Source organism: Micromonospora sp. D75 (assembly GCF_018070405.1).
GTDB classification, from domain to species: domain Bacteria; phylum Actinomycetota; class Actinomycetes; order Mycobacteriales; family Micromonosporaceae; genus Micromonospora; species Micromonospora chalcea.
Genome location: NZ_JAGPXV010000483.1, coordinates 1 through 4740, shown reverse-complemented (window position 1 = coordinate 4740; position 4740 = coordinate 1). Strand labels below are relative to the sequence as shown.

The 4740-nt window shown below is 72.6% G+C and carries 6 protein-coding genes; all 6 read right to left on the bottom strand.

Annotated features, from left to right (window positions below; all coding sequences use genetic code 11):
* Window positions 1-143 precede the first annotated feature (143 nt).
* The gene (locus KBX39_RS23695) at window positions 144-1145 is read right to left on the bottom strand and encodes an amidohydrolase family protein (RefSeq protein WP_176722732.1); all 1002 of its coding nucleotides are present in this window, start codon (window positions 1143-1145) and stop codon (window positions 144-146) included.
* 5 nt (window positions 1146-1150) lie between these two features.
* Complete coding sequence (locus KBX39_RS23690; protein ID WP_030502185.1) at window positions 1151-1675, bottom strand: 3-hydroxyanthranilate 3,4-dioxygenase; 525 nt, start codon at window positions 1673-1675, stop codon at window positions 1151-1153.
* Window positions 1668-2093: a RidA family protein gene (locus KBX39_RS23685; RefSeq protein ID WP_069087300.1), complete on the bottom strand. Its 426-nt coding sequence runs from the start codon at window positions 2091-2093 to the stop codon at window positions 1668-1670. The genes KBX39_RS23690 and KBX39_RS23685 overlap by 8 nt, the downstream gene beginning before the upstream one ends.
* Window positions 2090-2863 (bottom strand): 2-keto-4-pentenoate hydratase, encoded by a 774-nt coding sequence (locus tag KBX39_RS23680; RefSeq protein WP_210872571.1) that lies wholly within the window; start codon window positions 2861-2863, stop codon window positions 2090-2092. The genes KBX39_RS23685 and KBX39_RS23680 overlap by 4 nt, the downstream gene beginning before the upstream one ends.
* Entirely contained in the window at window positions 2860-3975 is a 1116-nt protein-coding gene (gene dmpG, locus KBX39_RS23675) for a 4-hydroxy-2-oxovalerate aldolase (RefSeq protein WP_210872569.1), read from the bottom strand. Before dmpG ends, KBX39_RS23680 begins: the two co-directional genes overlap by 4 nt.
* A partial coding sequence (locus KBX39_RS23670) for an acetaldehyde dehydrogenase (acetylating) (protein WP_210872567.1) occupies window positions 3972-4740 on the bottom strand: 769 nt, incomplete at its 5' end. The genes KBX39_RS23670 and dmpG, both read right to left, overlap by 4 nt.

Here is a 4740-nt window from a genome sequence, read left to right as displayed (position 1 = left end):
GCGGTCTGGACGTGCGGCTCGGCCATGCCGTCCATCCTGCCGGTCCGGCGGCCGGGACGCCGGGCGACACGCCCGGGGGGTCCTGCGCAGCGCCGGGTGCGTCCGTCGACTCTAGGGCGACGACGGACGCACCCGCGCCGGTCTCAGCGGCCGAGGAACCGCAGCGCGTTGCCGCCGAGCAGCGCGGCCCGCTGATCGTCGGTGAGGAAGTCCGCCCGGTGCACCACCTGGCCCACCGGCCGCTCCCCCAGCGGGTATGGGTAGTCGCTGCCGAGCAGCACCCGCTCGGCGCCCATGGTGTCCACGAGCAGCCGCAGCGCGGCCGGCTCGAAGACCACCGAGTCGACGTGGAACCGGTCCACGTACGAGCTGGGCGGCGCGCTCGACGCGCCGCGTACCAGGTCGCCGCGGCGGTGCCAGGCGTTGTCGGCGCGGCCCAGCCAGAACGGGAAGCTGCCGCCACCGTGCGCGAAGCAGATCCGCAGCGTCTCCGGCACCCGGTCGAACACGCCGCCGAGGATCAGCGCCAGCACCGACAGGTGCGTCTCGGCCGGCATCCCGGTCAGCCACCGGGCCATCCACCGGTCCAGGCGGGGGCCGCCGGGCATGTCCCACGGGTGCACGAAGACCGGCGCGCCGACCTCGGCGCAGTGGGTGAGGAACTGCACGATGCCCGCGTCGTCCAGGTCCCGGTCGCCGACGTGGTTGCCGATCTCCACCCCGGCGTGCCCGGCCGCCAGGCAGCGGTCCAGCTCGGCGCAGGCCGCGTCCGCGTCCTGCAACGGCACCTGGCAGAACGGCACCAGCCGGTCGCCGCCGGCCGCGGTGACCTCCAGCGTGAGGTCGTTGAAGATCCGGGCCACCTTGACCGCCTGGTCGGCCGGGCGGTCGTAGCTGAAGAAGACCGGGGTGGGCGAGACGACCTGCACGTCCACGCCGTCGGCGGCCATGTCGGCGAGCCGGGTCGGCGCGTCCCAGCACTGCGCGCCGATCGGGCGGAACTCCGTCTCCCCCACCATGATCATGGCGGCGCGCTCGGAGTCCACCCGCAGCCAGGGCCAGCCGGACCCGCCGCACGCCGCGGCGAGGTCCGGCCACCCCTTCGGTACGACGTGCGTGTGCACGTCCACGACCGGCATCGACACCGGCGTCAGCCCTTGCCCGGGTGCAGCGCGCCGCAGTTGTCGCAGGTGCGGGCCTTCTCGTCGGCGTAGAACGCGGCGAAGACCGGGGGCAGGTCGGCGGCGATGTCGCGGACCTGCAACTCCACCTCGTGCACCTTGTGGTGGCACTCGGCGCAGTACCACTGGAACTTCTCCAGCGTGCCCTCCTCGCGGACCCGCTCGATCACCATGCCGATCGAGCCGGCCTCGGGACGCTGCGGCGAGTGCGGGGTGTTGCGCGGCAGCATCCACATCTGGCCCTCGCGCACGTGCACCGTACGCGGCCCCTCGGGCAGCATCAGGTTGACGTGCATGTTGCCCTTGACCTGGTAGAAGAACTCCTCGTACGGGTCGACGTGGAAGTCCGTGCGCTGGTTCGGGCCGCCCACCACCATGACGATGAAGTCGTCGCTGCCGGGCAGCATCTCCTTGTTGCCCACCGGGGGCTTGAGCAGGTGCTGGTTGTCGCCGATCCAGCCGGAGAAGCTGAACGGCTCGGCGATCTCACTCATGGGAACCTCCCGACGGAAGAAGGGCGACGGCCTGCATCTCGATCAGCAGATGCGGGTGCGGAAGCTGGTGCACGGCCACAGTGGTCCGGGTCGGGCCGGTGGCGTCGAAGAACTCGGCCCACACCTGGTTGTAGCCACCGAAGTCGTTCATGTTGACCAGGTAGCTGGTGACCTGCACCAGGTCGCCGAGGTCGGCGCCGACCGAGCGCAGCAGGTCCCGGATGTTCTCGATCACGGCCCGGGTCTGCTCCCGGATGTCCAGGTCGGTGGTGCCGAGCTCGTCCACCGACACCCCGGCGAACGTGTTGTCCGGCCGGCGCGACGACGTACCGGACACGTAGACGAATCCGCCGGCCACCTTGACGTGCGGGAACGCGCCCCGCGGCACGGCCTTCCCGGCCACCACGCGGGCCGTCATGGCAGGGCCTTCATCGAGGCGGAACCCAGCTTCTCCACTGTGGCGCGGACGTGCGCCCCGGGGCGCAGCGGCACCGCGGCGGTGGCCGCGCCGGCCAGGAACACCCAGCCCTTGCGCAGCCGGACGCCGTGCCGGCCGGCCAGCCGCAGGCCCTCGTCCAGCGCGCGGCGCGGGTCGCCGAGGATGGCCGCGGTCGAGCCGACCTGCGCCACCCGCCCGTCGATCTCCAGCAGCACGCCGAGGTTGTCCAGCCCGTCCGGCACCGGCGACCACGGCCCGACCACGAACGCGGCGGCCGAGGTGTTGTCGGCGACCACGTCCGGCAGGGAGAAGGTGAAGTTCGCGTACCGGGAGTCGATCAGCTCGATCGCCGGGGCGACAGCGCGTACCGCCCGGGTGAACGAGCCGACCGGTTCGCCCGGGTCGGGCAGCCGGTCCAGCAGGAACGCCACCTCCGGCTCGACGCGCGGGTGGATGAAGTCACCGACGTCGACGGCGCCGCCGTCGGGCACCCGCATCACGTCGGTCAGCCGGCCCCAGATCACCTCGTCCACGCCGACCTGCGCCATCTTCGCCTTGCTGGTCAGGCCCATCTTCAGGCCGACCAGCCGCTCGCCCCGGTCGAGGCGGCGCTTCACCAGCGCGGTCTGCACCGAGTACGCGGCGTCGACGTCGAGGCCGGTCTCGGCGGCGAGCTGCGGGATCGCGGTGGCGGTGTCGGCCGCCGCGCCCAGCTTCTCCGCGATGCCGGCGATGTCCGGCCCGATCATGCTGTGCCACCTTTCGTTCGCGACTGCGGGGCTCGCAAACCCGGCTCACTCCTCGCGCTCACGGCCTCCTTACCGGCCAGGTCCAGTGCCACGTCCACGATCATGTCCTCCTGGCCGCCGACCATCCGGCGACGGCCCAGCTCGACCAGGATCGAGCGGACGTCCACGCCGTACTTGGCCGAGGCCCGCTCGGCGTGCCGCAGGAAGCTGGAGTAGACGCCCGCGTACCCCAGGGAGAGCGTCTCCCGGTCCACCTGGACCGGCCGGTCCTGCAACGGGCGGACCAGGTCGTCGGCGGCGTCCATCAGCGCGAACACGTCACAGCCGTGCTTCCAGCCGTGCAGCTCGGCGACCGCGACGAAGACCTCCAGCGGCGCGTTGCCCGCGCCCGCGCCCATGCCGGCCAGCGACGCGTCCCCCCGGACGGTCCGCCCGGACGGCGAACCCAGCGGGCCGTCGCCGAGGATCCGGCCGTGCTCGACCGCCAGCACGCTGTTCGCCACGCCCAGGGACAGGTTGTGGTGCGCGTGGATGCCGATCTGCGTCTCCGGTTCCAGCACCTGCCGGTACGCGTCGACGCGCTGCGCCACGTCGGACATCAGCAGCCGCCCGCCGGAGTCGGTGACGTAGACGCAGTGCGCGCCGTACGACTCCATCAGCTTGGCCTGCGCGGCCAGCCCGGCCGGGTCGTTGAGGTGCGACATCATCAGGAACCCGGAGACGTCCATGTCGTTCTCCCGGGCCCAGGCGATGTGCTGGGCGGAGATGTCCGCCTCGGTGCAGTGCGTGGCGATCCGGACGCTTGTCACGCCGAGCGCCTTCGCCGCCTTCAGGTCGGCGATGGTGCCGATGCCCGGCAGCAGCAGCGTGGTCAGCCGCGCGGTGGTCAGCACCTCGGCGGCAGCGGCGATCCAGTCCGCGTCGGCGGCGGCGCCGTGCCCGTAGTTGACGCTGGAACCGGCCAGGCCGTCGCCGTGCGCCACCTCGACAGCGGCCACACCCGCCGCGTCGAGCGCGGCGGCGATGGTACGCACCTGGTCGACCGTGTAGCGGTGCCCGATGGCGTGCATGCCGTCGCGCAGCGTCACGTCCTGGATGTACAGGTCGGTCATCGGGGTGCCCCCTCCGGGGAACGCAGCGCCACCAGCCGCTCCGCGGTGCGCAGCGCGGCCGACGTCATGATGTCGAGGTTCCCGGCGTACGCGGGCAGGTAGTGCCCGGCGCCGGAGACCTCCAGGAACACCGACACCTGCAGGCCGGTGAAGTGCCGGCCGAGCACCGGCGCGTACGTGTCGACGGCGTCGAACTGCACGTCCTGCTTGAGCCGGTAGCCGGGCACGTACTCCTGCACGGCGGCCACCATGTCGGCCACCGAGGCGGCGATCTTCACCCGGTCGGCGTCGGCGTCCGGGCACAGGCAGTAGACCGTGTCGCGCATCAGCAGCGGCGGGTCGGCCGGGTTCAGCACGATGATGGCCTTGCCGCGCTCGGCGCCGCCGACCACCTCGATCGCCCGGGCGGTGGTCTCGGTGAACTCGTCGATGTTGGCCCGGGTGCCCGGACCGGCCGACTTCGAGGCGATCGAGGCGACGATCTCGCCGTACGCGACCGGGGTGACCCGGCCGACCGCGTGCACGATCGGCACCGTCGCCTGCCCGCCGCAGGTCACCATGTTGACGTTGGGCTCGGCCAGGTGCTCGTCGAGGTTCACCGGCGGCACCACGTACGGGCCGACCGCGGCCGGGGTCAGGTCGACGACCGTGCGCCCGTGTGCCCGCAGCACCTCGTCGTGCCGCTTGTGCGCGCCGGCCGAGGTGGCGTCGAAGACGAGCTGGACGTCGGCGAACTCGGGCAGCGCGACCAGGCCGTCGACGCCC

Coding starts and splice junctions, on each gene's coding strand:
- KBX39_RS23690 (WP_030502185.1), bottom strand. CDS start 1,675: ATGAGTGAGATCGCCGAGCCGTTCAGCTTCTCCGGCTGGATCGGCGAC.
- KBX39_RS23685 (WP_069087300.1), bottom strand. CDS start 2,093: ATGACGGCCCGCGTGGTGGCCGGGAAGGCCGTGCCGCGGGGCGCGTTC.
- KBX39_RS23680 (WP_210872571.1), bottom strand. CDS start 2,863: ATGATCGGGCCGGACATCGCCGGCATCGCGGAGAAGCTGGGCGCGGCG.
- dmpG (WP_210872569.1), bottom strand. CDS start 3,975: ATGACCGACCTGTACATCCAGGACGTGACGCTGCGCGACGGCATGCAC.